Source organism: Faecalicatena sp., assembly GCF_058819085.1.
In genome coordinates this window covers 209757-234177 of record NZ_JBZUUL010000004.1, presented here as the reverse complement: position 1 = coordinate 234177, position 24421 = coordinate 209757, and the positions used below count along the sequence as shown (strand labels likewise).

20 protein-coding genes are annotated in these 24421 nt (G+C 44.4%); 15 read left to right on the top strand and 5 right to left on the bottom strand.

What is annotated here, in order from left to right:
* The first annotated feature begins 155 nt into the window (after positions 1-155).
* From AC4OGX_RS03155 to dnaB, 4 genes are all read left to right on the top strand, one after another.
* Positions 156-1370 (top strand): AI-2E family transporter, encoded by a 1215-nt coding sequence (locus tag AC4OGX_RS03155; RefSeq protein ID WP_493328532.1) that lies wholly within the window; start codon positions 156-158, stop codon positions 1368-1370.
* A 78-nt stretch (positions 1371-1448) separates the two neighbouring features.
* Entirely contained in the window at positions 1449-3494 is a 2046-nt protein-coding gene (locus AC4OGX_RS03150) for a DHH family phosphoesterase (protein WP_493328393.1), read from the top strand.
* Between the two features lie 2 nt (positions 3495-3496).
* Positions 3497-3946, top strand: a complete 450-nt coding sequence (gene rplI, locus AC4OGX_RS03145; protein ID WP_493328392.1) for a 50S ribosomal protein L9 — start codon at positions 3497-3499, stop codon at positions 3944-3946.
* A 13-nt stretch (positions 3947-3959) separates the two neighbouring features.
* Positions 3960-5306, top strand: a complete 1347-nt coding sequence (dnaB, locus tag AC4OGX_RS03140) for a replicative DNA helicase (protein WP_493328391.1) — start codon at positions 3960-3962, stop codon at positions 5304-5306.
* A gap of 61 nt (positions 5307-5367) precedes the next feature.
* Here dnaB and AC4OGX_RS03135 read toward each other — a convergent pair whose 3' ends face one another.
* Positions 5368-6123, bottom strand: coding sequence for a helix-turn-helix domain-containing protein (locus tag AC4OGX_RS03135; RefSeq protein ID WP_493328389.1), 756 nt, complete (start codon positions 6121-6123; stop codon positions 5368-5370).
* 210 nt (positions 6124-6333) lie between these two features.
* Positions 6334-6504: a 4Fe-4S ferredoxin gene (fdxA, locus tag AC4OGX_RS03130; RefSeq protein ID WP_493328387.1), complete on the bottom strand. Its 171-nt coding sequence runs from the start codon at positions 6502-6504 to the stop codon at positions 6334-6336.
* 294 nt (positions 6505-6798) lie between these two features.
* On the opposite strand from fdxA, the gene AC4OGX_RS03125 reads away from it, so the two are divergent.
* Positions 6799-7962, top strand: coding sequence for a substrate-binding domain-containing protein (locus AC4OGX_RS03125; protein WP_493328385.1), 1164 nt, complete (start codon positions 6799-6801; stop codon positions 7960-7962).
* Between the two features lie 178 nt (positions 7963-8140).
* Here AC4OGX_RS03125 and AC4OGX_RS03120 read toward each other — a convergent pair whose 3' ends face one another.
* From AC4OGX_RS03120 to AC4OGX_RS03110, 3 genes are all read right to left on the bottom strand, one after another.
* Positions 8141-9550 carry a sensor histidine kinase gene (locus tag AC4OGX_RS03120; protein WP_493328383.1) on the bottom strand — a complete coding sequence of 470 codons (1410 nt, stop codon included), beginning with the start codon at positions 9548-9550 and terminating at the stop codon, positions 8141-8143.
* A 57-nt stretch (positions 9551-9607) separates the two neighbouring features.
* On the bottom strand, positions 9608-10309 hold the full coding sequence (locus tag AC4OGX_RS03115) for a response regulator (protein ID WP_493328381.1): 702 nt from the start codon (positions 10307-10309) through the stop codon (positions 9608-9610).
* Positions 10310-10407: 98 nt separating this feature from the next.
* Complete coding sequence (locus tag AC4OGX_RS03110; RefSeq protein ID WP_493328379.1) at positions 10408-12783, bottom strand: endonuclease MutS2; 2376 nt, start codon at positions 12781-12783, stop codon at positions 10408-10410.
* 137 nt (positions 12784-12920) lie between these two features.
* Here AC4OGX_RS03110 and AC4OGX_RS03105 point away from each other — a divergent pair, with 137 nt between their 5' ends.
* From AC4OGX_RS03105 to AC4OGX_RS03060, 10 genes are all read left to right on the top strand, one after another.
* Positions 12921-14210: a S1C family serine protease gene (locus AC4OGX_RS03105; protein WP_493328378.1), complete on the top strand. Its 1290-nt coding sequence runs from the start codon at positions 12921-12923 to the stop codon at positions 14208-14210.
* A gap of 247 nt (positions 14211-14457) precedes the next feature.
* A complete protein-coding gene (locus AC4OGX_RS03100; RefSeq protein ID WP_493328377.1) occupies positions 14458-15399 on the top strand; it encodes a 3'-5' exoribonuclease YhaM family protein in 942 nt (313 codons plus the stop codon).
* A gap of 99 nt (positions 15400-15498) precedes the next feature.
* Positions 15499-16902 (top strand): 23S rRNA (uracil(1939)-C(5))-methyltransferase RlmD, encoded by a 1404-nt coding sequence (gene rlmD, locus AC4OGX_RS03095; RefSeq protein ID WP_493328375.1) that lies wholly within the window; start codon positions 15499-15501, stop codon positions 16900-16902.
* Positions 16899-17081: a DUF7695 domain-containing protein gene (locus AC4OGX_RS03090; RefSeq protein ID WP_074664381.1), complete on the top strand. Its 183-nt coding sequence runs from the start codon at positions 16899-16901 to the stop codon at positions 17079-17081. Before rlmD ends, AC4OGX_RS03090 begins: the two co-directional genes overlap by 4 nt.
* Before the next feature lie 67 nt (positions 17082-17148).
* Entirely contained in the window at positions 17149-18408 is a 1260-nt protein-coding gene (locus tag AC4OGX_RS03085; protein WP_493328373.1) for a recombinase family protein, read from the top strand.
* A 265-nt stretch (positions 18409-18673) separates the two neighbouring features.
* The gene (locus tag AC4OGX_RS03080; RefSeq protein WP_493328372.1) at positions 18674-18943 is read left to right on the top strand and encodes a hypothetical protein; all 270 of its coding nucleotides are present in this window, start codon (positions 18674-18676) and stop codon (positions 18941-18943) included.
* A 65-nt stretch (positions 18944-19008) separates the two neighbouring features.
* Positions 19009-19131, top strand: coding sequence for a hypothetical protein (locus tag AC4OGX_RS03075; protein WP_493328371.1), 123 nt, complete (start codon positions 19009-19011; stop codon positions 19129-19131).
* A 414-nt stretch (positions 19132-19545) separates the two neighbouring features.
* Entirely contained in the window at positions 19546-20391 is an 846-nt protein-coding gene (locus tag AC4OGX_RS03070) for a TIGR02391 family protein (protein WP_074664383.1), read from the top strand.
* 11 nt (positions 20392-20402) lie between these two features.
* Positions 20403-21206 carry a Hachiman antiphage defense system protein HamA gene (locus tag AC4OGX_RS03065; RefSeq protein WP_493328367.1) on the top strand — a complete coding sequence of 268 codons (804 nt, stop codon included), beginning with the start codon at positions 20403-20405 and terminating at the stop codon, positions 21204-21206.
* Positions 21200-24364 (top strand): DEAD/DEAH box helicase, encoded by a 3165-nt coding sequence (locus AC4OGX_RS03060; protein WP_493328366.1) that lies wholly within the window; start codon positions 21200-21202, stop codon positions 24362-24364. Before AC4OGX_RS03065 ends, AC4OGX_RS03060 begins: the two co-directional genes overlap by 7 nt.
* The last annotated feature ends 57 nt before the right edge of the window (positions 24365-24421 follow it).

The window sequence follows — 24421 nt, the reverse complement described above, 5'->3', positions numbered from 1 at the left end:
ATTTGAATTTCCCCCTAAAAACTATGGAACTATGCAATCTGATATGTTAGAATGTGGAATAATCGGTTACACTTTAACATGACCGGGAAAGTGTCAAAGGGGATCTGGAAATATCCGCTTTGGCTGAGTATATAATGATAGAAAGCAGGTATGATATGGAGCTGAATAAAGAAAATTTGAGGAAGATCAGAGGGCTGATCCTTTTTACGATCATTGTGCTGATCGCGCTCTGGAAATATACGGTCGTCCTGGAGGCAGCAGGGTTTTTACTGGGGATCATATTCCCGTTCCTTTTGGGGGCGGCGATCGCGTTTATCCTGAATGTGCCTATGCATTTTCTGGAGAGGAAGCTCTTTTATAATAAGAAGACAAAGGATCAGAACTGGGCCAGGAGGATCTCCAGGCCGGTAAGTCTTGTGCTGACGATTATTTTTGTCCTGGGAGTGATCTCCTTAGTCATCTTTGTAGTAGTTCCGAAGCTGGGCAGTACCTTTATGTCTCTCGGAAAAAGTATCCAAAACTTTGTGCCGAGGGTACAGGTCTGGGTGGAGGAATTATTTAATAATAATAAAGAGGTGGTGGCCTTAGTCAATGATATTAAGATCGACTGGGACAAGGTGCTCAACGGAATCGTATCCTTCTTTAAAAATGGGGCAGGAAGTGTCCTTGGTTCTACCTTCACGGTTGCAAAAAACATTGTAAGCGGCATGACTACTTTTGTGATCGCTTTTGTGTTTGCCTGCTATATCCTGCTGCAGAAGGAACGTCTGAATATTCAGATCCGCAAGATCATGTACGCGTATCTTAAGAAGGACTATGTGGAGAAGATACTGGATGTGTGCTCCCTGACATATAAGACATTTTCAAGCTTCTTGACCGGACAATGTGTGGAAGCGGTGATCCTGGGAGCTATGTTTGTAGTGGCGATGACAGTATTTCGTCTCCCCTATGCTCTGCTGGTCGGGGTGCTGATCGCATTTACGGCACTGATCCCGATTTTTGGTGCATTTATCGGATGCGTGGTAGGGGCATTTTTGATCTTAATGGATGCGCCGATGAAGGCGGTTGTCTTTATTATCCTGTTCCTGATCCTCCAGCAGATCGAGGGAAACCTGATCTATCCAAGAGTCGTGGGAGGCTCGGTGGGTCTGCCGTCTATCTGGGTTCTGGCAGCAGTCAGTATCGGGGGCAGCCTGATGGGGGTCGTGGGGATGCTTGTATTTATCCCCATCGTATCCGTTGTCTATACACTGTTTAGGAATCATGTGTATGGACAGCTCGATAAGAAAGGCCTTAAGATCGATCAGGAGTCCGGCAGACCGGTGACTGAGGCTGCCGAGATCCCAGTGAATACTGGGAATGAAAACTAAAAGTAGAATAATATGCGAAAAAGTGATATACTAGACACATTAACGGTAACATGATAGAAGGTTTATGAGGAAAATAACATGGGAAAGAGGAATATGCGATTAAAAGGACAGCTGCGGATGTATATGCAGTGGCCGCTGATTATGACGGTTCTTTTGCTCGCGATGAATATCTGGATGTATATGATCGACAGGAAGGCAGGCGGAATGATGTCTGTTTTTGTTGTCATTTATCTTGTGATAGCAGGAATCCTGTACTTTTATAACCGCTCCCTGATCCTGGCGGACCTGATTCAGTTTTCAACGCAGTATAGGGGAATCCAGAACACACTGCTCAAGGAGCTGGCGATTCCATATGCGATCCTTTTAGAGGACGGACGTATCCTGTGGAAGAATGGCAGTTTTAATGACATGATCGAGGGGCAGAAGAGGGAGAAGTATCTGCATAAGCTGATCCCGGAGCTGAACACGGGGGTCTATCCCAGAGAAGAGTCCGACCACGTAGAGATCGAGGTGACTTACAGGGAGAGAGACTACCAGGTTGAACTTCGAAGGATTTCTGTTGAGGGGTTCAGTGAGTCTGAACAGCTTCTTTCTATTCCGCGTGAGAAGGAATATTTTATCGCGGTGTATATGAAGGATGTCACAGAGCTGAATGCCTATATTAAGGAGAATGAGGACCAGCGCCTGATCGCCGGGCTGATCTATATCGACAATTACGATGAGGTCATGGAGAGTGTTGAGGAAGTGCGGCAGTCTCTGCTTGTTGCACTGATCGACCGTAAGATCAACAAGTATATCGGAGATATTGACGGCATTGTAAAGAAGCTTGAGAAGGATAAATATTTTATCGTGATCAAGAAGGAAAGCTACCGTAAGATCGAGGCGGATAAGTTTTCTCTCTTAGAGGATGTTAAGCAGGTTAATATTGGAAATGCGCGATCCGCTACTTTGAGCATCGGGCTGGGATTGAATACAGCTACATATGCGCAGAGCTATAACTATGCCCGTGTGGCGATCGACCTTGCACTGGCCAGGGGCGGTGACCAGGCGGTCATTAAAGACTGTAAAGGAATTACATATTTCGGCGGAAAGAAGGAGCAGACCTCTAAAAATACACGTGTCAAGGCTCGTGTTAAGGCGGAGGCGCTGCGTGAGTTCATTGTGGCAAAGGACCAGGTCATTGTCATGGGACATAAGATCGCAGATGCGGATTCCCTGGGAGCATGTATGGGGATCTACCGTGCCGCTGTAGAGCTGGAGAAGAAGGCGCATGTGGTCATTAATGAGATCACGAATTCGGTCCGTCCGTTATACGATGAGATCGCTGAAAGCCCTGCTTATGGAAAGGATATTTTCCTGAATTCTGAGCAGGCGCTGGATTATATTTCAGATAATACCATGGTAGTCGTGGTGGATACCAATAAGCCGCAGATGACGGAGTGCCCGGAGCTGCTGAAGCGTTCCAAGACCATAGCAGTGCTTGACCATCATCGTCAGAGCAGCAATGTGATCGAGAATGCAGTGCTTTCCTATGTAGAGCCGTATTCCTCCTCTACCAGTGAGATGGTAGCTGAGGTGCTGCAGTATATTGTAGATGATATCAGATTCCCGTCAGTTGAGGCGGACTGCCTGTATGCGGGGATCATGATCGATACCCGTAACTTTATGAACCGTACAGGAGTACGAACCTTTGAGGCGGCTGCATTCTTGAGAAGATGCGGGGCAGATATTACCCGTGTCCGCAAGATGTTCCGCGACGATATGGAGTCCTACCGTGCCAAAGCGGAGGCTGTCCGCATGGCAGAGGTCTACCGGGATGAGTATGCGATCGCACAGTGTCCCGGGGATATTGAGAGTCCGACGGTCCTTGCAGCCCAGGCGGCGAATGAGCTGCTGGATATCAGCGGGATCAAGGCTTCCTTTGTGCTGACAATTTATGAAGGCAGGATTTTCCTAAGTGCCCGTTCCATCGATGAGGTGAATGTACAGATCATCACAGAGAAGCTTGGAGGAGGCGGACATATCAATTCTGCCGGAGCACAGTTTGACCATACAGATATGGAGGCGGCGATCAGCCTGCTGAAAGAGACCATAGACAATATGATAGAAGAAGGAGATATTTAATTATGAAAGTGATTTTATTACAGGATGTGAAGTCTCTCGGTAAAAAGGGAGAAATTGTGAATGTAAATGACGGATATGCAAGAAACTTTATCCTCCCTAAGAAGCTTGGTGTTGAGGCAAATAATAAGAACCTGAACGAGTTAAAGCTTCAGAAGAAGAAGGAGGAGAAGATCGCCCAGGAGAATCTTGATGCAGCAAAGCAGTTAAAGGAAAAGATCGAAGCCGGAAAGGTAGTGCTTTACATCAAGGTAGGAGAGGGCGGAAGGACATTCGGATCGGTTTCCAGCAAGGAGATCGCAGCGGCAGTGAAGGACCAGATGGGATTAGATGTGGATAAAAAGAAGATCCAGTTAAAAGAGACGATCAAGACTCTTGGCATGCATCCGGTTCCTGTGAAGCTTCACACGGAAGTAACTGCTGAGTTAAAAGTATCTGTCGTAGAAGAAGCATAAGGGGATTTGCTTTATGGAAATGGAAGCAGCGATTAAGAGAATACTCCCTCACAGCGCCGAGGCAGAACAGGCTGTTGTGGGAGCTATGCTGATGAACAAGGATGCGATCATGTCGGCATCGGAGATCATCCGGGGGGAAGACTTTTATCAGACCGCTTATGGAATTCTGTTTGACTCGATGGTAGAGCTTTTTCAGGCGGGGAAGCCTGTAGATCTGATCACCCTGCAGGAGCATTTGAAAGAGAAGGATGTTCCGCCGGAGATCAGCAGCATGGAGTTTGCCAGGGATCTGGTGGCAAGTGTCACGACATCTGCGAATGTAAAATACTATGCAGAGATCGTGCAGGAGAAAGCTACCTTGCGCAAGCTGATCAAGGTCAACGAAGAGGTGACCAGCGCCTGTTATATGGAGAATCAGCCTCTAGAGGTAATCCTGGATAAGGCTGAGAAGGGGGTATTCGAGCTTGCCGAGCGGGGCAGTGTACAGGAATATACGCCCATCAAGCAGGTCGTGCTGAACGCTCTGGATGTGATCGAGAAGGCCTCTAAGACAACGGGAAGCGTTACGGGAATTCCCACCGGGTTCATCGATCTGGATTACAAACTGTCCGGGCTGCAGCGTTCAGACCTGATCCTGGTTGCGGCCAGACCTTCTATGGGAAAGACCGCATTTGTATTGAATATTGCCCAGCATGCGGCGTTCAGGCAGAATCTGGCTGTTGCCATCTTTAGTTTGGAGATGTCCAAGGAACAGCTGGTGAACCGTCTGTTCTCCCTGGAATCACATGTGGATGCGCAGCTTCTGCGTACGGGTAACTTAAAGGATACGGACTGGGAGAAGCTCATAGAAGGTGCCGGAAGGATTGGAAAGTCCAGGCTGGTCATTGACGATACATCCGGTATCTCGATCACGGAGATGCGTTCTAAGTGCAGGAAGTTCAAGATGGAGCTGGGACTGGACCTGATCATCATTGACTATCTGCAGTTGATGAGCGGAAGCGGCGGTAAGAGCAACGAGAGTCGTCAGCAGGAGATTTCCGAGATCTCCCGTTCCCTGAAGGGACTGGCAAGGGAGTTGAATGTGCCGGTTATCGCTCTGTCACAGCTCAGCCGTGCCGTTGAGCAGAGGACGGACAAGCGGCCTATGCTTTCTGACCTTCGTGAATCCGGAGCTATCGAGCAGGATGCCGACGTATGTATGTTTATTTACCGTGAGGATTACTATATCCCTGATACGGAGGATAAGGGGATCGCCGAGATCATCATAGCGAAGCAGAGAAACGGCCCGGTCGGGACCGTAAGGCTTGCATGGATCCCGCAGTATACCCGTTTTGGAAACGAGCTCCGTCAGCAGGAATAAAAAGAAAAATAAAAAAGCGGAAAATCAGGAGAATGGTGTCCTGGTTTTTCGCTTTTCTTTGTTAATTGAGAAGTTTCTTAAGCTTGCCGATGGGTGTTTCCCTGGCAGCTTCCTTCCGGTTTGCCTGCTGCTGGCGGATAAGACAGTCCAGCTTGCGGAAATGCTCTTCCTCCTGCCGTTCCTTGGCCTGAAACAGAAAATCCATTTCCCGGATCACGTCCTTGGTCACAGTCTGGCTGATCTCTTTTTTTAGAGCATCGTTGTTTGTAGTAACAACCTCGGTCAGAACATCCCCGATCAGGGAACGTACCTGCTCTAACTGGGTGACTGGAATCACCTCAGCCTGGGCGATGTCCAGAGCCGTCGGCTTGTCCTTTGCAGAAAGTGTCTTTTCCATTTCTTTAGCAAGTAAAAAGTCTTCACCTGCAGCTTTCGCATGAGAGCTTATGGATGTACTCTGAGGATTCCTGGAATTGGCGGAACTCTCAGCCGGTTTTATGTCTTTTTGAGTATCCTGGGTTGTGAGCCTGTCCTGTTTCTGAACATCTTGAGATTTTGAGTGCTCAGCTCCCTGAACCTTAAGGCGTGTTGCTTTTAACTCTGGGATCAAAGGCTTTAAGTCCTTCAGAAGCATCCCCTCATCTTTTAGTTTTTTAATACAGCGGAAAAGTTGTATATCGTCTTTTGTATAATATCGATGCCCCATTTCTGTGCGCCCGATCACCAGATTCAGCTCTTCTTCCCAATAACGCAGGACGTGGGATTCTACCTTCACCTGTTTGGCGGCTTCAGAAATCATAAATCTGACCTCACCCATATTATACCTATACCTCCTTAAGACATTGATGTTACAAAATTCTTGTGTTCGCTGTTATTATACCATAGCATGAAGGGGGTTTAGACAGAAATCGTTCGTCAAATTATGTCAGGATATTTAAGGAAAGAGAGTTTGTAAAAGGACAAAAAATACCGCTCCAATATGGAACGGTACTTTTGCTTGTGATCACTTTGCGATATATTACTGAAATTATTCTGCTGAAATAGCGCCTGTAGGACAAGCACCTTCGCATGCTCCACAATCAACGCAAGCATCAGCGTCGATAACGTACTTGCCGTCTCCCTCAGAGATAGCTCCTACTGGGCATTCGCTTTCGCAAGTACCACAGCTTACACATTCATCACTAATTACGTGTGCCATAGTATGTATCCTCCTTTACGAAATATAAACAGTGCTTATGCAACTGCCGATATGCTTATTCTAATATAAATCAAATAAATATACAAGCTATTTCGTGCTCTAAATTAGAAACAATTTCTGCTGTTTTGCTGTCTTGTTCTGTGAATACAGCGCCGCGCCTGCGCTTAAGCGGGAATACTGAAATAAATACTTTTTAAAAAATTAAGAAAAAATTCCTTTATTTTTCACAAGATTAGTGTATAGTATATAAGTGGTAATCTGGAGGCAGTAAGACAAAATCTGGAGGCAGTAATTATGAAAAAGAAATGGACGATCATCATCCCGGCAGTATTATGCATTATGATGGCTTTTAGTGCATGTACGAAGAAGGAAGAGAAGCCAAAATTCACAGGCGATACAACAGAGGAGCCGCCATATCAGGACAACCTGAATGCGATTTCTCCCTCAGCCTATAATAATGTGAAGGGGCTGAACTTAGAGCCGGGAGCTTATATATCAATTATAGGAAAGGACGACGGTTCTGCTTATTGGAAAGCAATCAAAAAGGGTGTAGAACAGGCTGCGGATGACCTGAATAAGGAGCTGGGATATAAGGGGGATGACAAGATCAAGGTCACATATAATGCGCCCAGCCAGATGGAGAATATTGACGAGCAGGTGAATATTCTGGACGAGGAGCTGGCACGTTATCCCGATGCGATCGGGATCGCGAGCATCGATGCGGATGCCTGCACAGTGCAGTTTGATCTTGCTACGGAGAATGGGATACCGATCATTGCATTGGACTCGGGAAATTCCTATCAGGGAATCCAGTGCACGATCAAGACGGATAATGACCAGGCAGCAAGGACCGGAGCGTACAAGCTGAGTAATCAGATTGAGAACAGCGGAGAGATCCTTCTTCTTGTACACGACTCTAAGTCGACCACTGGGAGAGAACGTGAAAGCAGTTTTGCGAAGGAGATCACGGAGAATTATCCGAATGTTAAGATCGTGGAGACTTTGTATCTGGATAAGATGGACGATATGAAGAAATCCATCGCAGAAGAGAAGAATAAAGCAAAGAAAGAGGGAGAGAAGGACATATCTCCTGACAGCCTTACGGATGAAGATGTGATTCTATACTATCTGGAGAAGCATCCAAATCTTAAGGGATGTTTCGGAACGAATGTGACGGCTGCACAGCTGGGACTTTCCTCACTTAAAAAGGCAGATAGGCTGGAGGACGTAGTGCTGATGGGATTCGATGGAGGAAAAGAGCAGATTGAGGCTTTAAAAGCAGGAGAGATCAAAGGTCTTGTGATCCAGAACCCATTTGGCATTGGTTATGCTTCTGTCATTGCCGCATCCCGTACTATTTTGGAGATCGGGAATGAGGCAGTAGTGGATACCGGATATATCTGGGTGACGAAGGATAATCTGGAAGAAGAGTCAATTCAGAATATGCTGTATGAATAGGATAAAGAACAGGGTCTAACCTGATTAAGGAAGCATCCAGGCGGACTTTGAGTATCCGCTTTGACAAAGGACGTGAAAGTACAGGGACGGGATATATTTTACCCGCCGCGATACATTTCACGTCCTTTTTATATGGATATCTCTGTTTTTAGGATTTTAAGTCATCCTTCTTTTAAACTTAACTTTCCTTTCGGCTGAGAGAGAAGATAAATTCTGTGCCGACCCCTTCTGTACTAATCACGTTGATATGCTCGTCATGCGCCTGGATGGCTTCCTTAACGATAGCAAGTCCAAGTCCGGTTCCTTTTTTGTCTTTTCCACGGGATAGATCTGATTTATAGAAGCGTTCCCAGATTTTATTCAGTTCTTTTCGCGGAATACCCATACCGGAGTCTTTTACGGAAACAAATATTTTCTCTCCGCGTTCGGATACCTCAACTGTAACGGTGGATTCATTTTCGCTGAATTTGATCGCATTATCGATCAGATTATATAAAACCTGCTGTATCTTTCTGCGGTCTGCGTAAACAGTTACAGTATCCGGCAGAAGTAAGAGATTAATGGAGATTCGTTTTGGCGTACAAGTGCCTTCGAAGGATGCAGCAGTATTCTTGATCATTTCCTGGATATCAAATTCTGTTTTATCCAGAAGCAGTTCTTTTGTATCGAATTCATTCAATGTAAGCAGGTCTTTGGTCAGATCTGTCAGCCGTTCTGTTTCAAATAAAATAATGTTCAGATATTTGCCATACAGTTCCGGCGGGATGGTACCGTCAGCCATGGCTTGGACATATCCTTTGATGGAGGTCAGGGGAGAACGGAAATCGTGGGAAACATTTGCCACGATCTTCTTCTGATACTCTTCCATATCCCTGAGCTGAGCGGACATATAATTCAAAGAAGCCGACAGATACCCCATCTCATCGTGTGTGTTGACCGGGATCTCGTAGGTCAGGTTGCCGGATGCGTACTGGGTGGCAGCTTCTGTGATCAGCCGCAGTGGGCGGTAGATCAAATAATGAAAGGCCAGGAGAATGATAAACGACAGGATATATATTGCGATCATCGTAATATAGACCGGGAACATCATCCTGCTGCATACAGCCTGGATATAGGAAACCGGCTTATGGATGAGGAGATATCCCCTGATATAAAAGCCCTGTGTTACGGGCGCCATGACAGTGATCACGTCTTCCTCGAAATATCCGTGATAGTCCCCGATCATATACTGGCTGCTCCCGATCTCAGCAGGATCAAAATCCTGAACTGCCTCCGGCGCTGTCGTATTTTCGAGGTTAGCGGAGGTGATCAGAGTGCCGTCCTCCTCCACAAACCACAGCGAAGAATTCAGGTACAGCTTCATTGCCTTTAACTGGGAATGGACAGCCCAGGAAGAGGCATCTCCCTGAAAATAAGAGGGCAGGTAATCTGTTGCGATTAAATTTGCTTCCTTATATAAGTTCTGAGAATCATTCTGCTCCAGACGGTCCAGCATGAGCTGGCTGGGCAGAATGCCGACAGTGAAGAAGCTTAAAAACCCGAATATGATATAGATAATGATAAACTTTAAGTACAAGGTACTTTTCATGCCGCACTTCCTTTTATTATGAATACATCCTGATGCTGAACCGGCAGAAGACCGCTTTTACTTTACTTCGAATTTATATCCTATCCCCCAGACGGTGCTCAGCCCCCAGGATGGATGATCCTTGATCTTCTCACGCAGACGCTTAATATGCACATCGACAGTTCTCGTATCCCCGATATACTCATATCCCCAGATCTGGTCTAAAAGCTGTTCACGTGTAAATACCTGGTTTGGTGAGGCTGCCAGGAAATAGAGCAGTTCCAGTTCTTTTGGCGGCATATCCACCTGATGACCGTCGCAGACAACTGCATAGTTTGTCAGGTTGATCGTCAGACCATCATATTCTACACATTTTGTCTTGTCCTCCGTGGGCTCCTCGGCCTTTACAGGATGATAACGGCGCAGGACTGCCCGGACCCTGGCGACCATTTCTTTGGAATCAAAGGGCTTCATGATATAGTCATCTGCTCCAAGCTCCAATCCCAGGACCTTGTCGAAGACCTCACCCTTTGCAGACAGCATAATGATCGGTGTAGAGGACTTGGCCCGGATCTCACGGCACACCTGATACCCATCGATTCCCGGAAGCATCAGATCCAGCAGGATCAGGTTCGGGTGATAGGTCTCAAAAGCCGAAAGGGCATCCTCCCCATTGTATACGATCTTTGTATCGAAACACTCCTTCACCAGATAGAGCGAGATCAATTCAGCAATATTTTCGTCATCATCAACAATCAAGATTTTTTGTTTGGTAACCATAAGCAGCCTCCTTCAAAGGGGTCAGGCCCTTTTGCTCGCCGTATTCTGACAACTCGAACAATTCAAGGGGATAACCCTGGTTTCTGTTATATTGTGTATTATTTTAATTCAACAATTGTGACACCTGCGTCTCCCTCGCCAAATTCTGCGAGGCGGTATGACTTGACATGTTTTTGTCTGCGCAGATATTCGTGGATACCTTTCCGAAGGGCGCCGGTACCTTTTCCGTGTACGACACGCACGGTGTTCAAATGTGATAACAGTGCATCGTCCAGATATTTATCCAGTTCGGAGACTGCTTCGTCCACGGTCTTGCCGAGAAGATTGATCTCGGGCCTTACAGAGAGTGACTTGCTCATCTTCAGCCTGCCTTTAGAGGTCCCTTTTGTAGATTTCGCGGAATAGGAAGGGGCTTCCTCAATGATCTCCAGATCGGAAATATTCACCTGGGAACGCAGGATTCCCATCTGTACAGTCAGATTGCCGCGGGAATCAGGCAGGGAGCTGATTGTTCCGGTCAGGTTCATGCTCAATACCTTGACGGACTCGCCGAGCTTGAAATCACTCGGTTTATAGGCCTTCTTCTGCTTCTGCACTGGCAGTTCACTGGCGGATGAGGTCTCCTTGATCTTCTGGCGCAGGCGTTCACGCTCTTTCTCCATCTCCGCGGCGGAAATATTTTCTTTTCCGAACTTACGGAAATTTTTCATCGTCTCATCGGCCAGTTCCTTGGCCTCACGCAGGATGCTGCTGGCCTTTTCATTGGCCTCCTTGAGGATTCTGTCACGCTGCTCCTCGATCTTCTCCTGCTTTTGTTTAGCCTGTACTTTTAAGGCCTCTATCTCACGTTTATAGGCGTTGATCGCCTCCTGCTCCTTCTCTATGGTACGTTTGCTTGTCTCCAGATCAGTCAGAAGGTCTTCAAAGGATACATCCTGATCGGATAAACGTTCCTTTGCATCCTCAATGATATAATCCGGCAGCCCCAGTTTCCCGGAAATGGCGAATGCATTACTCTTTCCCGGAATTCCGATCAGCAGACGGTAGGTAGGCTTCAAACTCTCAACATCGAATTCGCAGCAGGCATTTTCCACGCCGGGAGTAGAGAGAGCATAGACCTTCAGCTCGCTGTAATGAGTGGTTGCCATAGTGCGGATGTTTCTGTTATGCAGATGGGAAAGGATTGCAATGGCAAGAGCCGCTCCCTCTGTTGGGTCGGTCCCGGCCCCTAACTCATCGAATAGCACAAGTGATTTCTCATCCACATCTTTTAGAAAGGAAACGATATTCGTCATATGGGAGGAGAAGGTACTCAAGCTCTGTTCAATGCTCTGCTCATCTCCGATATCTGCATAAACCTGATGAAAGACAGCTAATTCGGAACGGTCGCCCGCCGGAATATGCAGGCCGGCCTGACCCATCAGTGTAAATAATCCGACTGTTTTCAGTGAAACTGTCTTACCTCCGGTATTGGGTCCTGTAATGATGAGCAGGGAAAAATCTTCCCCGAGTGAAACTGTGATCGGTACGACCTTCTTAGGATCCAGCAGTGGATGGCGTCCCTCCCGGATACGGATGCGTCCCTCAGCATTGAGTACCGGACGGCTTCCGTTCATAGCCAGGGCCAGAGATCCCCTGGCAAAAATAAAGTCTAGCTCGGTCAAAAGTTTATAATTTGTACGAATCTCTTCTATATATAATGCGGTATCTTCACTTAATCTGGCGAGAATGACCTGGATCTCTTCCTGTTCCTTAGCATACAGCTCCTTTAAATCGTTATTCAGCTTGACTACGGCCATGGGTTCGATAAAGAGAGTAGAGCCTGTTGAGGATTGGTCGTGGATCAGTCCATTCACCTGGCTGCGGTATTCTGCTTTGACAGGAACACAGTAACGGTCCCCTCTCATGGTGATGATCGGGTCCTGCAAATAGGTACGCAGGGAGCCATTCACCAGATTTGTAAGGGTCGCATGGACCTTGTCATTCAGACCGTTTATACTGCGGCGGATACTTTTCAGCGTACTGCTGGCCTCATCGCTGATCTCATCCTCGGCAGGGATACAGCGTTCGATCTCGGTAGTCAGCGGTGTCAGCGGTTCAAGCTGTTCGAAATAGACATCCAGGCAGTCAGCTAATTCGTCCTGAGTATCATGACGCCCATAAGCCTTGGCCCGTGCAGCAGTCTGCAAAAGCTTACAGATACGCAGCAGCTCACCGCTTCCGATCGCTCCGCCTATCTCCAGGCGCTTTAGTGATTCCCCCACGGGAAATGCGTCGCTTAAGGAGATCCTCCCCTTTTTAATGATCCTGGTAAATGCCGCAGAGGTTTGTTCCTGCAGAGTATCAATGCGCTCTAAGTCGGTCAATGGCTTTATTTTCCTGCAGAGCTGCCGGCCTCTCATAGAGGAGGCCTGCTCTTCTAATAATGCAGTGATCTTATCAAATTCTAATTTATATAATGTTTTCTGATTCATTTTCTTCACCTTTTACTTTAGTTCATAGGTACATTCTACCTTATTTAATGCATATTGAAAAGGACAAATTGAAAAGGATAAATATTGAACAATCCCAGTGAATCGGTTATACTATAGACTAAAGGAGATTAGAGCCTATGCCGTACGATGAAGAGCCGAAGCAAAAGCCGGAAAAAGGATTGGAAGAGCCGAAAGAAGAACAATTTTCTTTTCTGCAGGAGACGATCAAGCCCAAACCAGTCACCAGAAGAAAGATTCTGACCCAGCTTGCGAGAGTGGGGATTTATGGACTGATATTCGGGACGTTTGCCTGCCTTGGTTTCTTTGCGCTTAAACCATGGGCACAGAGTCAGTTTCAGGGAAATCCTAAGACTGTCACCATACCGGAGGATGAGGAGCCAAAGAAGGAACCTGCAGAGGATGCGCAGACAGAAGCGGTGCAGACCCCTGTACTGGATGCGGAAAGCTTCAAGGCGCTGATGAAAAGTGTCTTTGACATCGCAAAAGAGGCAAACAGAAGTGTCGTTTCGGTTCAGCCGGAGAGGGATAATCCTGTCCTTATGGCAGAGGGAAGTGGAACGGAAGGCAGTACGGCGGGGATCATCGTGGCAGATAATGGTCAGGAGCTCCTTGTACTCTGTGATAATGCAGTTTGTAATGATACAAAGAAGTGGACGGTTACCTTTGCAGACAATACACAGTATGGTGCGAATTTAAAAAAGCAGGATAAGAACAGCGGATTTGCAGTATTTGCTATTCCCCGCGTAAAGATCACAAAGGCAACATGGAACAATATTGATGTGGCTGTACTGGGAAATTCTAATCTGGTCACAAAAGGAGATGTAACGATCGCCCTGGGCAACATGTTTGGCTATGCAGACGGAGTCGGTTACGGGATTATCAGCTCTAATGAATACCAGGAGAATTTGGCAGACGGACAGCGCCGTGTGCTGGCAACAGATATTCCGGCGTCGTCAAATGGGACGGGTATTTTGTTTAATCTGTCTGGTGAAGTGATCGGTATCGTGAAGCCGGATGTGTGGGGTGAGAGCGCCGGCAATACAGCGAAGGCACTGGCAATCTCTGATCTAAAGGCTGTGATCGAGCTTTTGGTAAATGGCCAGGGTGTTCCTTATGTGGGAATCTATGGCACAACGATCAATGAAGCGCTGGCTAAAGAGCAGGATATGCCGGCCGGAATTTATGTCACGCAGGTGAATGCAGACTCACCGGGAATGGCAGCGGGTATTCAGAATGGAGACGTTCTGCAGGAAGTTTCGGGGGAAAAGCTTTCGAATCTTTTGTCTTATGAAAAGGCAGTGCTGGACTGCAAGGTCGGACAGAATGTTAAGATCAAAGGAAAACGCCGCGGGGCCGGAGGGTATGTGGATATCGACTTCAACGTTGTGATTGGAAGTCTGGAGTAGAGGCTTTCGTGACGATGTAAGATCCATAGTGATGACTGAGATACCAGGGAAACGAATAGTGGACAGTGTATAAAGCATAGGAAGTAAAGCATAGAAAGTAAAGTTTAGAAAGTAAAGTTTAGTGTAAAACGGCTGCCGGGCGACATGGCAGCCGCAGTTATGTCAGAGGCGGTCCGGGGGGGATGCAGCAGTTAAGATCTGGTGAAATATCTGCCGATATGGCAGTGAATATAGAATGGAGGATATCATGAAATTTATTAATGAATTACACGAAGGCGAGACATTACGCGGTATTTATCTTTGTAAGGGAAAGCGTTCCGCAGAGACTCGGAACGGAAAACCTTATGATAATGTGCTGCTTCAGGATAAAACAGGAACACTGGACGGCAAGGTATGGGATCCGAATTCACAGGGAATCGCTGATTATGAAGAAAAGGATTTTATTGAAGTATTCGGTGATGTGATCAGTTATAATAATAATCTTCAGCTTAATATTAAACAGATCAGAAAGGCCGGTGAGGGAGAATATAATCCGGCAGATTATATGCCGACTTCCGAGAAGAGTGTGGAGGGAATGTATGAAGAGCTGCTTTCCTACATACGCCAGATTTCCAATGATTATCTGAGACAGCTTGTGGAATATTATTTTGTAAATGATGCTGATTTTGTGAAAGGATTCAAAGGCCATTCGGCAGCGAAGACCGTGCACCATGGATTTGCCGGGGGACTGCTGGAGCATACTTTGAGTGTAGTTAAGATGTGCGAATATTTTGCAGGCACATATTCTATCCTGAATAAGGATCTGCTCATCGCATCCGCAATCTGTCACGATATCGGAAAAACAAAGGAGCTGTCTGCATTCCCGGATAATGACTATACGGATGACGGACAGCTGCTGGGACATATTGTGATGGGGGTCGAGATGGTGGGAGAGGCTGTCAGGGCTATCCCCGGATTCCCGGATAAGCTTGCGAGTGAGCTGAAACACTGTATTCTTGCACATCATGGTGAGCTGGAGTACGGGTCACCAAAAAAACCGGCGCTGGCAGAGGCGTTTGCACTGAATCTGGCTGATAACGCGGATGCAAAGATGCAGACACTGACAGAGATATTTAAGGACAAGACCGGAACAGACTGGCTGGGATATAACCGGATGTTTGAGACGAACTTGAGAAAGACTTCAATATAAAAATAGACGGATATGGAAGGCATGAGGGACGTAGTTTTATATGAAACTACGTCCTAACTTAAAATATTAGGAATATAGAATTGTAAAAGGGGTATTTTTATGCAGAAAAATGAGACTGCCAGAGTGACAATTGAAGATATAGGCGTGAATGGTGAGGGTATAGGCAGGGTGAATGGCTATACCTTATTTATTAAGGATGCAGTGATCGGTGATGTGGTGGAAGCTAAAGTGATGAAGGCAAAGAAAAATTATGGATATGCAAGGCTCATGCAGATCATCACACCCTCCCCGGACCGTGTAGAGCCAAAGTGCCCATTTGCGAGGAAATGCGGGGGCTGTCAGATCCAGGAAATGTCCTATGAAAAGCAGCTTGAGTTTAAGAATAAGAAGATCCGGGGGAATCTGGAGAGGATCGGCGGATTTTCACCGGATGTGCTGGACAAGGTGATGGAGCCGATCATTGGGATGGAGGAACCATTTTATTATAGGAATAAGGCACAGTTTCCCTTTGGAACAGATAAGGATGGGAATCCGGTTACAGGGTTTTATGCTGGAAGGACCCATGATATTATCGCCAATACGGACTGTGCGCTGGGCGTGCCAGTGAATCAGGAGATATTGGAGATCGTGCTGGAGTTTATGAAGAAGCATGGGATTGCTTCTTATAATGAGAAGACCGGGAAAGGGCTGGTCCGGCATGTTCTGATCCGTTTTGGTTTTACGACGAAAGAGATCATGGTGTGTCTGGTTGTGAATGGAAAGAAGATTCCTCACAGTGAGGAATTGGTGGAAAAGCTTAGAAAGATCGAGGGCATGACCAGTATCACAATGAGTCCGAATATGAAGAATACGAATGTGATCATGGGAGAAAGTTATGAGACTCTGTGGGGGCAGGGATTTATTACAGATTATATCGGGGATGTGAAGTATCAGATTTCCCCGCTGTCTTTTTATCAGGTGAACCCTGTGCAGACGGAAAAGCTTTATGAACTGGCATTGGAGTATGCAGGGTTAAAGGGAGACGAGACGGTATGGGATCTGTATTGTGGTATTGGTACCATTTCTCTGTTCCTGGCACAGAAAGCGAAGGAAGTCTACGGAGTGGAGATCGTACCGCAGGCGATCGAGGATGCGAAAAATAATGCCCGGATCAATGGGATCGAGAACGCAAGCTTCTATGTGGGGAAGGCGGAAGAGGTGCTGCCGGAGTATTATCGAGAGTATGAGGAAAAACACCCGGGGGAGACTGCTCATGCGGATGTGATCGTGGTGGACCCGCCCCGGAAGGGATGCGAGGAATCACTGCTGGAGACGATGGCAGCTATGAGGCCTGACCGGATCGTGTATGTGAGCTGCGACTCGGCCACGCTGGCGAGGGATTTAAAGGTGCTTTGTCAGGAGGGGTATCAGCTGGAGAGAGTGAGAGGGACGGATCAGTTTCCGATGAGTGTGCATATAGAATGCTGCGTTCTGTTGCAGCGAGTGGATGGTAAGATAAAATGAAAATACTGAAAAATCAGATTCAATGCAGGGGTTGCGGAGAGATTATTGAATCAAAATTTGAACATGATTTTGTAACCTGCTCTTGTGGTAAATGCAGTGTAGATGGAGGTAATGAATATTTAAGGCGATTGGCCGCAAACAAAGAAAGTTATACTGAACTGTCAATTTTAGAAAAATAAATGAGTGAGCAGAAGCGTGAAGGCTGTTAGCCTTTGCGCTTCTGCTATTTTAGGGAGGGAATGCTATATGAAAAGTGTTAAAGTTTTACCTGCAATGCCGTTTAGGGAGGGAGAATTCCAAAAGAAAAGGGTAGCCGTATACTGCCGCATCAGTACAGAATTTGAAGAGCAGCACAGAAGCTTAGCGGCACAGATGGAATATTACGGGGAGAAGACTCAGAGCAATCCTGACTGGGTACTAGTTGGAGTTTTCTTTGATTGTGAAAGTGGATTAAGAATTGAAAAACGAAGTGGGCTGAAAAAGATGATGGAACTGGTGCGGTTAGGACAGATTGATTACATATTGACAAAATCCATCAGCAGAGTGTCAAGAAATGCATTGGATACATTGCTCATTATTCGCAAATTGAAAGAAAGAGGTGTTGACATATATTTTGAAAAAGAGAATATTCACTCCATCAACAGCGCAAAAGAAATCGACATTGTGGTTGGCGCGGCGCTGGCACAGGAGGAAAGTTATAACCTAAGCGAAAATATTGGCTGGGGATATAAGCGAAGATGCGAAACAGGTGCTAAGAGTCTACTGCTGAAACCGATCTATGGCTTTTGTTGTAAAAATGATGAACTGGTTATTATGCCGGAAGAAGCCGATGTGGTTAAAGAAATTTTCAATCTTTATTTGTCCGGAAAAACTGTTCGGCAGATTAAAATGCATTTAGAGAACAGTCACATATTGTCGCCCAGCCAAAAGACGGTTTGGGCGGATAGCACAATCCGAAAAATACTAAAATGCGAAAAATACAAAGGTGATGTCATGTTGCATAAAACGTACACAGACAGTTATTTGACCGGAAAGCGAGCCGTAAATTATGGACAAAGAGCAAGATATTATGTGGCGGGCAATCACATCGGTATCATTTCACCAGAAATATTCCAGCGGGTTCAGGATGAAATATTCCGCCGGGCGCAAGTTGTTATAGATGAACAAGGCGAACAGATAAATACCGGAAATCGATACAGTGGCAAATATTTGCTTGGTAATCTTCTGAAATGTGGAAACTGCGGAGCAAGTTATTACCGCCGCACAGAACGTGGAAAAATTGTATGGAGGTGCGGAACGAGGATGGAAAAGGGCCGGAATGCCTGCCAGCACTCGGTAACATTGTGTGAAGAACGGATTCAAGAAATTTTGGCAGAAGCTGTCTGTGACGGTGTGTATAACGAAACTGTGATTAGAGAAAAGGTACAAAGAATTGATGTTTACGAATTGCAGATTATTATTTGCTTTTTGACGAAGGGTGAATTTCGAATTTGTGAATTGAACTAGATGGTTGTAGTTTACGTAAAAATAATGGAAATTGAAGTTTTAGAATGGAATTGCTTACTTTGGCGCAACAGCTATAAAATCAAGCAGATAGCGCTAAGGCCGGCACGGCCATATGGTGTAGAGCACCACGGAAATTGATAAAATGTTGTCAAACCCCTTGTTATAATAAGCATAAGCTCAAAAATCTAGCAACTAAGCGGCTTTTACCGGGTTATGCTTAATTTCTTTGGCGAGATAAAAGGGCGCTGTCGAAGAATGTAAAAATATGCTGACAAACCAGTATTACATCGAGGACAACCATGGAGCCATCATCCCCAAAGAATTATTCCACCGGGTGCAGGAAGAAAAGGCCCGACATTCTGCAATTTATTACCCACCACCAAGAAAAAGGCTGAACCAGTTAAGGGGAAATACAGCTTCAAATATGTGCTGTCCGATATCATGGCCTGCGTCGAATGTGGCCAGCCATATCGTAGACAGGTGTGATCAAAGTATGGGCAGAAGAAAGCTGTGTGGCGCTGCGACAGCCACTTAAAGCAGCGCTCCAAGCGGTGCAAGCATTCCCCCACCTTAAGGCAAGAAATCCCACATCAAGCCATTATGGCAGCCATCAACAGCGTAGTGGAGGATCAGGGCGAATTTGTGCAGGCATTTCGGGAGAACATCGTACGGATTATAGGTATCTATGCTCCCCAAAGTAAGCTGACCAGATTAAAATTCTAGAAAAGGAAAAAGCCAAGCTCATCCGGGAACGCCAACTTGCCTAGTCCTATGACCAGCGACTGCAGGATATGGAGAGCTACATGAAGAAAACCGGATACTTAAAGCAGGAAATTGATGATGACCTAGTCCCTAGGTTGCTGCAGACGGTCAGAGACATCAATGAAAATAAGATAGTAATCCAATTCAAATCCGGCATTATTATGAGCCAGCGGATTGATCTTGAGGATTGAACAGGCGGCGGGAGACGAGGATGCGAGAAAGCTCATGCCGCGTACATAAATACTGCTGAGAATTTTGTTGTTGGTAGTGTTTACAGAATAAACAATTAAATGTGAATTCATTTTATTAATTTGTGCATCAGTGCTATAATGGTTTTATTAATAACTATATATTCGCTTGGACAGAGGTGGCGAGATGACGAGTAAAGTATTAGATCAACAACAGTTGAAAGCTGTGTGTGATGTTTTGGGTCATACAAAAGAGGGATTTACAAAGACAGAATTGACGCGGTTATTGCAACAAAGTCAAATTGTTTTAATGGATGATGGGAATTCCAACAACGGCTACAGCTATACATTTGGGTTAAACAAGCGTGATTGGTTATACAACTGTTTAGTCAACGAAGTAAACGCTAATAAATCTTTGAAAAGAATATATCAATTTCTTACAAATGCGTTAAACCCTGTTTCCTTTACAGGACAGGCTGATAGAGAAAGATACCATCACCTTTTAGAAGAAACCAATAAGGTGCTCTTATTAGCGGGGTTGTCTGTTAATAATGCAGGGCAACTGGTTGAGGTTGATCAGGCAAAAACATTGGATGAAGTTGATCGGCGTGTAAACCATTTAAAACGCGAACTTTATAACAGGGCTATTCATAGTGAAGTACAAAAGTATTGCATTAAGGATTACTTGCGCAAAGATTATTATGATGCCGTATTCGAGGCAGCTAAAGGACTAGCCGAGCGAGTTCGTCAGATAACTGGTTTGACCTCTGATGGTGGCGAATTATTTCAGAAGGCGTTTGCCAAAGGTGATCCGTATCTATTTTTTAATTCCATGCAGACTGACAGTGAAAAAAGTGAGTTTACAGGGGTAAAAGAATTGCTTGAATCTATATTTCATCTGGTGAGAAACCCAGCAGCCCATGTTCCTAAAGTTAACTGGAATGTAGAAGAAACAAAGGCATTAGATATTTTGACGTTAATCTCATTTGCACATAAATATTTGGATGAATGTCACAGAATGCCTAACAAATAGGAGAATTGCATATGAGACCTCAATATTTAGACTGGCTTATTCAAGAAAAACCAGTAACTACTTATGAAGGAAAGCAGATTGTTATATATGAACTCGTCATTCAAAATGATGAGAGTGTTCTAAATTCATGGGCAAAGCATTTGCGGGAGCATTATTGTGCAGATTCAGAAATGGATGTCTTACGAGCAGGATATGGTTTTAAAAGAGATGAATATCTGGCAAAAATAAAGTTTCCAGATGCAAATATTAATCCGGGGCCCTCTGTGCGTTCGGGAGATTTTACAGAAATACTAATTGCCGACTACGTTCAATACGTGTTGGACTATATCGTTCCGAGAACACGTTATGACCGCAAGGTAAATAGAAACTCATCTACTATGGGCAGTGACCTTATAGGATACAAATGTGGCAAAAAAATAAGTAGCAGCGATGAACTTATAGTTTTTGAAGTGAAAGCTACCGCCAGTGAGACTCGTCCATCGTCGAAAGCTCGATTACAAAAGGCAGTGGACGATTCCAATAAGGATGTTGTTAGACTTGCAGAATCATTGAATGCAGTTGTTCAACGTTTAATTGATCGAGGTGATTTGGATGAAGCAAGACATGTGCAACGCTTTCAAAATGCTTCCGATACTCCTTATCGAAAGACCTTTGCTGCAGCTGCAGTACATTCCAACATGTCTTATTCCGAGAACCTACTTAAAACAGTTTCCACCAAGAATCATGCTGATCCAGATTTGAAGCTTATAGTTATGCACTGTGATAAGTTAATGGAGTTCATCCATGAAATGTATGGGAGGGCGTGTGGATGTTAATAGGAAAAAATTCTAAATACTTGCTAAAACAGACACGCTCAAAAGCGAAAATGTATGAATATAGTGTTCCAGATGAATTGCACATCGCAGTTGAAGATAACGCAAATGAACTATTACTGAGTGCAATTGCGGCAATTGGGAATATTTCAGCGCAGGTACTTCATGAAAACAACCCATACAGGATAATTTCAGCAGATAAAAAAGAAGAGCTTGAATTTGCATCACATTATTTTGATGCTTTTTTACAATCAAAATTAGAACCAAGTTATCCTCAGTATTACTTGGTTCTAGGAGCAGTTGCATATTATTTGTGTGATTACGCTGGTAGTGCAAAAGTTATGGCAAATATGATTGACACCAATGAGCTAGATCTGGGGTGTGGTGGAATTGAAACAATATTGGCGTTGTTACTTCAAGACCAATTAGATGCAAATAAGTTTGGGACGGCGGTTCAAGGAACCGCATACACACAATATTTGCATCAAGTAACCACAGCTTATGCCACCTGCTTTCATCAGCATAAAGCTGCTAAATTAGACTTTATATCGGAATTTCGTTCTTTAATATATTCACAAGGTTCCCCGCGAGAATTGCTGTTAACCGATGCTATGCTTGCCATTTTGCTTATAAAGATAGAACGCTCGGCGTTAAATCTGCTTCCAGTATATTCAGGGTTATCGGCAGATAATTGGAAGGGAATGCTACAGAACAAAAAGAGTATCTATGAACTTTGGCCAGCTCAAATTCGGCTTGGTGAGGCTGGCATCTTTTTTGGAAAATCAGCAATTATTCAAATGCCTACTAGTTCTGGTAAAACGACATCCATGTCAATCACTATAAGAGCTTCTTTTCTATCGGGTAGAACCTCCATGGCTGTTATTGTTGCACCTTTTAGATCATTGTGTCGAGAAATAAGTGTTGATATTTCCAACGATTTTTCTGATGATTCAAGTGTTCATGTCAACGCGCTTTCTGATGTTCCAGAGATGGGTGATCTACTTGAATTATTACAATCTGGCGGAGAAAACAGCAAGAACATTTTGGTTTTAACCCCGGAAAAGTTGCTATATTTACTTAGACAGGACAATGAACTAATTGTAGATACAGGTTTAATCATATTTGACGAGGCTCATATGTTTGATGATGCTTCGAGAGGCGCTCAATACGAGCTCTTAGTTTCTTCCATTATGATGTATTTAAGAGCTGGTACCCAAAGAATCCTTCTCTCTGCTGTCATTCCAAACGCAGCGCAAATTAATGGCTGGTTTACCGGCGGCGAAGGTGTTGTAATTGCTGATAACTCGATACGCGCAACAGAAAAAACGGTTGCAATTACTGACTGGGAAATATCTCATAAGGAGCCATATGGTTATCTATACTTTCTCGATTCAGACAATCCTAATGAACTCGAATTTTTTGTACCACGTATCATTGAAATCAAATCATTGAACAAGCTGAAAAAGAACGAAAAAGATCGGTTCTTTCCATCTGTAAATTTCCAAACAGCCAAGGTGGAACATAATGATATAGCAATTTATCTTGCCCTCAAGCTAAACCATAATGGCGGGGTGGCAATATTTTGCGGAAGAAAAGATACTGCAGATAGTGTTTTGCGAAGAATTCTTGAGATTAATAACAGAGGTATTGATATATCGTCTTTCAGCACTCATGTGGTTGATGATGAACACAAGAAAATAGCGCAATTGATAAAAGAAAACTATGGGCAAGACAATATTTATTATGACGCTGTTTTGAAAGGAGTGTTTACTCATCATAGAGGTATATCGAATGGAATTAGGATTGCCACCGAATATGCAATGAAGAAAAACCTAATTAGATGCATTATATGTACCTCAACCCTAGCACAAGGAGTTAATTTGCCTATTCGGTATTTAATTATTTCCAGCCTCTATCAAGCTCAAGAAAAAATCAAAGTGCGAGATTTTCATAATCTTATTGGACGAGCTGGACGCGCAGGGTTATACACAGAAGGAACTATACTGTTTTCTGAAACATTTGTATATTCCAGAAGAAATATATTTAAGGACAGATGGCGCTGGAGGGGCTATCTAGAAATGCTAGATTCCAGTAACGCTGAGTCTTGTCTTAGCCAGTTCCTGTTACTAGTGCGCCCCGAAACTTTCGAGGTTGCATATGACACCTACGAAACATATGATTTTTATAAGTTGGCATTGGCACGCTATACACATGCTGAAGAGTATGAACACGCTGTGGAGACATTGGTATCACAGTTTCAAGAAAAATATCCAGCAAAAGTATTAACCTTTAAATCTGCTATTTATAAAGTTAATCTTAGCTTGGATACAATAGAAAGCTATCTCCTCTCATTTCTCACAGAAGATGATCCGCAGGATATTAATTTGCTTGTGTCCAGCACATTTGGTTACTTCCTCTCAAATGAAGAAGAAAAAGAACGAATGCGAAATTTGTTTGCGACCGTAAAAAACTATTTGCTTGATACCGTTAATAGCCCTACTAGGCGAGCTGTTTTTAGCCGTACCCTTCTTGGAATAAACCAATTGCTCCAAATAGAACTGTGGGTTGCTGGAAATTTTAGCGCTCTTATAGGATGCGAAACAACTTCTGAAGTTCTTCAACTGATTATGTCTCAAATAATAGAATACAGTGAAAACAAATGTATTAAAGCTGTACTTTTAAAAGATGAGCTTTTTGGGATTGCTAATATGTGGATTGAGGGTATGTCCTATAAGCAAATACTTGAGTATGCACTTGAACACAATGTTAAGGTAATTCGTAGAAATAAAGAGACAGAAATACAGCTTGGTGACATCATAGATATTTGTGACGAGGGATTTGGGTATGCATCAACACTTATTATCAATGCCGTCTCTGATTTGTTACAATTTAATTATCAGGAAAGTGAAGATGCCTGTAAGCTGATAACTGAGCTGAGCAAACAGATGCGGTATGGCCTTCCAACAAGAAAAAGCATAATTATTTATGAATCTGGATTTTCTGATCGGGTGATATCTTTAAAGATTTCAAGCGAATTGTTGGGAATTCGCATAAAGACTAAAAAACAATTTCAAGAAGCCGCAAAAAAAAGAAAGGCTGCTTTGATGGAAGTATTATCCGAGTATCCTAGAGTATTTTTTGATAGAATGTCTGAACTATAATGATTAAAATAGCTTTTCGGAAAAGGATAATAAACGCAGATACATAGAATTTGCACT